This is a genomic window from Bacteroides sp. 1_1_14, from assembly GCF_000162515.1.
Classification (GTDB): Bacteria; Bacteroidota; Bacteroidia; order Bacteroidales; family Bacteroidaceae; genus Bacteroides; species Bacteroides thetaiotaomicron.
Genome location: NZ_GG774706.1, coordinates 417639 through 424741, shown reverse-complemented (window position 1 = coordinate 424741; position 7103 = coordinate 417639). Strand labels below are relative to the sequence as shown.

The 7103-nt window shown below is 41.6% G+C and carries 2 protein-coding genes; one reads left to right on the top strand and one right to left on the bottom strand.

Features of this window, described 5'->3' with window-relative positions:
* Positions 1-487: 487 nt before the first annotated feature.
* The gene (locus HMPREF9007_RS11035) at positions 488-4405 is read right to left on the bottom strand and encodes a two-component regulator propeller domain-containing protein (RefSeq protein ID WP_032850486.1); all 3918 of its coding nucleotides are present in this window, start codon (positions 4403-4405) and stop codon (positions 488-490) included.
* A 277-nt stretch (positions 4406-4682) separates the two neighbouring features.
* Here HMPREF9007_RS11035 and topA point away from each other — a divergent pair, with 277 nt between their 5' ends.
* The gene (gene topA / locus HMPREF9007_RS11040; RefSeq protein WP_032850443.1) at positions 4683-7013 is read left to right on the top strand and encodes a type I DNA topoisomerase; all 2331 of its coding nucleotides are present in this window, start codon (positions 4683-4685) and stop codon (positions 7011-7013) included.
* Positions 7014-7103: the final 90 nt, after the last annotated feature.

Genomic DNA, 7103 nt, shown 5'->3' with positions numbered 1-7103 from the left:
CACCTATTGTTATCAGATTTTTAATAGGACATCTTCATCGTTCCACCCGAGTGATCTGATCTCATCACTGTAGTGAACAGATCTATCCACTCTAGTGACACGATCGTTTCACCCGGGTGGAACGATGAAGATGTCGGTAAGAAAACATAAGTATATAGGCTTGATATGGCAAAGATATAAGGTATCCGAGCTACAAAGTACCTGTTATTTGAAACTGACATATGAGATATTAACCCTCAAAAGGTAGACAGTTTTACCTACTTACGCAAGGAAAGGGAATGAGAGATGCTTTGAAAAAGGATGAGAGATAAGCTAAATTGAAGGCATTTTGCGTAGAAAACAATGAGAGATACCTTATAGAAGAAGTATCTCTCATTGTATATCACACTGATTATATGCTATTTACCTCATATAGAATGAGAGTATGAGACTAATATTTATTTTTTATTTCTAGTATATGTTCCTAAGTTCAAGTTATCAATGCGATTTACTTATCCTGCTTCCTATAAGCGGAAGGAATCTCTCCTTTAATAGACTTGAAAACCTTACTGAAATAACGCAAAGAAGAGAATCCGACCACTTCGGAGATTTCAGTAATGTTCATGGTAGTAGTAGTAAGTAACACGATTGACTGCTCAATGCGCTGCTTATTCACATAGTCTACAATCCCCATACCCGTGATGGCCTTCACTTTATTGAATAATAACGAACGACTGATACACATATTAGTAGCTATAAACGCAACATCCAGATCCGGATTACTCATATTATCCGCAATCAATGTATTCAATTTCAGCAGGAAAGTCTCATCCGCATTACTAAAGCTCACTTCCTTATGCGTCAAGAGCTTATCATCTTTATATCTTGCCCGTATCTGTTCGCGCTGCCTCAACTGATTATGAATCAATGCCAGCAATCCGTCTATTTCGAAAGGTTTCGGCAAAAAGGCGTCCGCTCCAGTCTTATAACCGGTATACATATTCTGAGAATTATGATAGGCGGTCAATAAGACAAAAGGAATATGGCTGATATCCAGATTAGTCTTCACTTCCCGGCAAAGTTCAAACCCATTCATCCGGGGCATCATGACATCACTGATGATAATATCCGGCAATCGGTCTTTGATCTGTTCCAATCCCTCTTTCCCATCCTTGGCAACATATACACGGGCAAAATAATTACTCAGCGTTTCTTTCAGATAACTTCGCAGTTCGGGAGTATCTTCGACCACCATCACTGAATATTTTTTCAGGAAGGTATAATCGATTCTATCCGGTTCATTCACTTCCACGCCTGTAGCTGCTTCCACAGAAGCCGGTTCCAGCTGTCCGCAAGTATCCGTGAATAAGGGTAGTTCAAAATAAAAGATGGCCCCTTTTCCCGCTGCATTCGAAGCGCCCACTCTTCCTTTATGGTGTGTGATGAGACTCTTCGCATAGGATAATCCGATGCCGCTTCCTCCTTTTTCATGTCCCCCCTGATAGAAACTGGAGAAAAGAGAGTCTGTGTCTACCATATTCAGTCCCATCCCTTCATCCCTGACAGAGATCCGAACCCAGTCTTTCTCTTGTGACAAGGTGGTAATCAGTGTAGTAGTGGTGCCCGATTCGCTAAACTTCAACGCATTCATCAGGAAGTTAGAAAGAACGAACTCGCACTTATTCTGATCGAAAGGTACCTCTTTTATCTGTTCGTCCAACTCATATTCGAGTCTGATACCTTTCACATGAAACTCATTGATGAACTTATCTCCGACAGAGCGCACCCACTCATTCAAAGGATGCGGCAATATATGCAGCATATCTTTTCCTTCTTCCAGCTTCCTTACATCGAGTACCATATCGATGATACTCTTCATCTGGTATGCCTGCTTATAGATCGGGACCAACAACTTTTCCACATCCTGCTTGTCCGACTCCTGATTGATAATACGCTTTAATGGTGCGCAAATCAGTGTAAGAGGAGTGCGAAGTTCATGACTGATATTCGTCAGGAAATTAATCTTTTCTTCATACATCTTATTTTTCAGACGCATAATCTCCCGCTTCTGTTTGGCTTTCTTCTTGCGATAGAAGTAGTAGACAATGCTATAAGCCACTGCTCCCAACAATATATATAATCCCACATAGAACCAACCGGTCTTCCACCAAGGCGGAGTAACCACAACATGCAGAATGGGTTGTTTCATACTCCACCCTCCGTCACGGGTATAATAAGAAGCGGTAATCGTATACTCCCCTATCGGCAGATAATTGATAACCAAAGAGTTTGAATTGGAACTCGCCAATTCCTGATCGAGCCCCTCTATATTGAAACGAAAGAAATTCTTGCGGAACACATCGCTTTCATTCAGCAGAACTTTCAGTTGCAGGGAAGAAAAGTTCCAGGGAATCTGAATTGTTTCAGCCGCTTCCTGCGGCTCTTCGGATAACGAGACAGGCAGACCGTTTAATAATACATCCAGCAGTTCGACCGTATAATCCTCATCTGTATCAAAATGAACGGCAGAGTTTATCACCGTCATGCCTGTAGTTCCACCGACAAAAACATCTCCGTTTTTGGCCAGAAGAGTAGCATGAAAGATGAATTCGTTAGGCAAAACTCCATCTACCTCCTCCAAGGTAGTAAAATTATGGGTACGGGAAGAATAAACAAATAAATGACGTCTCGTTCCTATCCAGATTCGATATTGATTATCGGCAACAACAGAAGCTACATCCTGAAACAGGCTTGTATTTATCAGTTCACTCTTCCCTGTCCGTGGATCATAACGTACCAAACCTTCGGTAGAAGCCAGCCAAAAAATACCATCCTGATCCATAGAGGCGTCATTGATAGTGTATTGTCCTTGATAAATCGTCCGGAAAGTCCCTTCCGAAGAATCATACTCACAAATATTCTTCAGATCGGAAAGGTATGTCTTTGCACCTTTCGTAGCTATTATCAGTGGAGAATGACGCTCGTACTCTTCTCCCATAGTAGCCACTATATCAAACTTACGGGTGACCATATCATATATAAAAATATGCTGGGCACTGAAAAGAATTTTAGTCTTCGTTATCCGCTGGATATTGACAGAAAAACCATTGATACAGGTCTGATCATTCATTTCCTTGTCAATCAGCACAAAGGGACGTATCTGCCCCGTTTGCTTATGAAAGATAAAGAGTCCTTTATTAAAGGAGAAGAACAACAGTTCGTCAGGAGTATATTCCACAATGGAAACAACTTTCTCATATTTGGTGGCAGGATAATGTTTGAAGGTACCCGATACCGGATCAAACCGGTTGATACCTCCCCCATCGGTCCCCACCCAGACTATTCCGTCACTATCCTGAAAGAAACTATTAATAGTCTGGTTGCTTAATCCGTACAGATTGCCAAAAGGAACGTTCTGATAAGAACAGGCATACACATTCTTTATACCAATCAACCCTCTTCTGATACTGCCTGCCCACATATTATTGGCCGGGTCCAGATAGAGGCGGTATATAGTATTTGCTGGAAAGGAATGAACATCATCCTGTTTTTGTTGAATATTAGTAAATGAGAAATCATCTAAAGAGATTATATTGATTCCACCACCATCAGTGGCTACCCAAAGCTGATTATCTCTCTCCATGATATCATGAATGACATCATACGTCAAAGGAGAATTTGACGCCGTAAAGTGTTTTATCAGCTGGTCTCCCTGATAGCAATACAGTCCGTTACCATAAACACTTACCCACAGACGCTTGTAGGAGTCCAGATAGATACTGGTATAGTTATTTTCTGTAAACGACTCTATTTTCTTCACTTCATACGTCTTCATATTGAAGGAATATATGCCGTGCCAACGTGAATTGAGCAGGATATTCTCTTCATCATAACGTATCATCTGCCAAAAGGGATTGTAATAAACAGGGTCTTGCGCATAATACAAAGGTTCCAGCTTATTAGTGGCATAGACATATTTGTATATAGCTCCTGATCCTCCCAGTAAGATTCCTCCTTCAACCAATAAATAGGAAGCAACATAGATCGGTTTACCATTATTCGATAAAGTTCTGAAACTATCACTCCCTCTGTCGTAAAGGCAAATGCCGTTCATCGTAGCTACCCATAGATTGCATAAAGAGTCCTCGGCGATAAAAGTGATATTGTTGGAAGGCAGTGTTCTTTCATCTCCCGGCCGATGCAGATATTGCTTCAGATGGTCACGGTCATAACAATTCAAACCGGATTCCGTACCAATCCAAAGATACCCCCGATGATCATTCAGAACACATTGTACTTTCGACTGTGAGAGTCCTTCCTTTATTCCGAGTTGTTTGTAATAATAATAAGGAGACTGGCTCAATATAGGTTGTGCAATACCTACAAAGAAAAACAATAGATATATTTTAAATAGAATCTTTCTCATAAATAGCCACATAATACTGTACAAAGGTGTAAATATAGGAAATTCTATTTAAATAAAACTGTTTTATATTAATTTCCCCTTAATTATAGAACATTTCTTTAATAATACTTGCACATACAAAAGAAATGCAGATTTACTCAAAACCTATTTTTTTCCAAAAAAATATTAGTTTCTCCTTATATTATAAGGTAGGGCGAATCTTTTTTTTTACTTTTGCCCCGAAATATTATGGTACAAGCCATTATAAAAGAAAGAATTATGCAAAAAAAACCTTGTCATTGTCGAGTCTCCGGCAAAAGCAAAAACGATTGAAAAATTTCTCGGGAAAGATTTCAAAGTCCTTTCTAGTTACGGACATATACGTGATCTGAAGAAGAAAGAATTCAGTATCGACGTAGATAAGAATTTTAAACCCGATTATGAAATTCCGGCAGACAAAAAGGCTTTGGTCAGCACGCTGAAAGCAGAAGCTAAAGAGGCAGAAACCGTATGGCTCGCATCCGATGAGGACCGCGAGGGAGAAGCTATTGCCTGGCATCTGTATGAAGTATTAAAACTAAAACCGGAAAACACAAAGCGAATCGTATTTCACGAAATTACCAAAGGTGCTATTTTAAAAGCAATCGAGCAACCACGCAATATCGACCTCAACCTCGTAAATGCACAGCAGGCACGACGAATCCTGGATAGAATTGTAGGTTTTGAATTGTCTCCTGTACTTTGGAGAAAAGTTAAACCATCTCTGTCGGCAGGACGCGTACAGTCGGTAGCTGTCCGCCTGATTGTAGAACGTGAACGCGAAATTCATGCGTTCAAATCAGAAGCCGCTTACCGGGTTATTGCCATATTCCTGGTTCCCGATACAGACGGCAAGCTGGTAGAAATGAAAGCGGAACTGTCACGCCGTATCAAGACGAAAGAAGAAGCAAAAGCATTCCTTGACGCATGTAAGGGAGCGACTTTTACGATTGAAGATATAACCACCCGTCCGGTAAAGAAAACACCGCCGGCTCCATTCACAACTTCCACCCTGCAACAGGAAGCGGCACGCAAACTGGGATATACCGTAGCACAAACGATGATGATCGCACAACGTTTGTACGAATCCGGATTTATCACTTATATGCGTACGGACTCCGTCAACCTGTCGGAATATGCAACAGCCAGCAGCAAAGACGCTATCATACAGATGATGGGTGAACGCTATATACATCCGCGCCACTTTGAAACAAAGACGAAAGGAGCACAGGAAGCGCACGAAGCCATTCGTCCGACTTACATGGAAAATCAATCCGTGGAAGGCACGGCACAGGAAAAGAAACTGTACGATCTGATCTGGAAGCGCACCATCGCATCACAAATGGCGGATGCGGAACTGGAAAAGACTACTGCTACCATCTCTATAAGCAAAAGCGGTGATGTATTCACTGCCATCGGCGAAGTTATCAAGTTCGACGGTTTCCTGCGTGTATACCGTGAGTCTTATGACGATGAGAATGAACAGGAAGACGAAAGCCGTCTGTTGCCTCCTTTAAAGAAAGGCCAGAAACTGGAATATGGACCTATCGTTGCCACTGAACGTTTCACTCAACGCCCGCCACGCTATACGGAAGCAAGCCTTGTACGCAAACTGGAAGAGTTGGGCATCGGTCGTCCGTCCACATACGCTCCTACAATTTCTACTATTCAGCAACGCGAATATGTGGAAAAAGGAAATAAAGACGGTGAAGAACGTACATTTAATGTGCTGACACTGAAAGACAATCAGATTAAAGATGAAAGTCACAATGAAGTGACGGGAGCAGAAAAGTCGAAACTCTTTCCTACAGATACAGGAACTGTGGTGAATGACTTCCTTACCGAATACTTCCCGGATATTCTGGATTACAACTTTACCGCCAGTGTAGAAAAGGAATTTGACGAAATAGCGGAAGGAGAAGTAAAATGGACTTCGATCATGAAGACTTTCTATGATCAGTTCCATCCGGCAGTAGAAAAGACATTATCCATAAAGACAGAACATAAAGTCGGCGAACGTATGCTGGGAGAAGAACCGGAAACAGGCAAGCCTGTATCTGTGAAAATCGGTCGTTTCGGCCCTGTAGTACAGATCGGTGCCGCAGATGATGAAGAGAAGCCTCGCTTTGCCCAGATGAAGAAAGGGCAGTCCATGGAGACCATTACCCTGGAGGAAGCACTGGAACTGTTCAAGCTACCGCGTACTTTAGGGGAATATGAAGGAAAGACTGTCACTGTAGGTATAGGTCGCTTTGGTCCTTACATCCAGCATAACAAGGTCTATGTATCACTGCCGAAAACACTTGATCCGATGAAAGTTACTCTGGAAGAAGCAGAGCAGCTGATTCTGGAAAAACGGGCGAAAGAAGCAGAACGCCATATCAAGAAGTTTGATGAAGAACCGGAACTGGAGATTCTGAATGGTCGGTACGGACCTTACATTGCATACAAAGGCAATAATTACAAGATCCCTAAAGACATTGTTCCTCAAGATCTAAGTTTGAAGAGTTGCTTGGATCTAATCAAAATACAAGATGAGAAAGGTCCCAGCACTTCTGCCAAAGGTAAACGAACTGCAAAAAAGAAATAATATTTGCATCCAATGAGACATCAAAGTCCGGTAACCTATATCAACTGGTTACCGGACTTTTGTTGTATTTACCATGCTATATATTTCTTT